The sequence below is a fragment of the Nocardiopsis sp. KDC1DS13DA1 genome (assembly GCF_055632325.1).
This window is the reverse complement of record NZ_JBVMUY010000075.1, coordinates 1-237: the sequence shown is the minus strand read 5'-3', so window position 1 is coordinate 237 and position 237 is coordinate 1. Positions and strand designations below refer to the sequence as shown.

Genomic DNA, 237 nt, shown 5'->3' with positions numbered 1-237 from the left:
CGACCCCCGTCGACCCGTGACCGAACACCCGCCCCGCTCAGGCGGGGACACCCTGGAGGGGAACCCCTTGTACCTGGCCCGCATCAGCCTCGACCCCGCGCGCAGCACCGGTATGGACCAGTGGGCGGCCATGGGGCGGGCCGTGCGCAGGGCGGTCGACCCCGACCCCGAATCCGACGCCCGTGTGCTGTGGGCGCGTACCTCACCGGGCACGCTGGTCGTCAGCTCCGACACCGC

Annotated in this window: 1 pseudogene; it reads left to right on the top strand. The window is 74.3% G+C overall.

What is annotated here, in order from left to right:
- Positions 1 to 67: 67 nt before the first annotated feature.
- A pseudogene (locus ACTVAJ_RS30305) lies at positions 68 to 237 on the top strand (type I-E CRISPR-associated protein Cas6/Cse3/CasE); the annotation flags it as partial.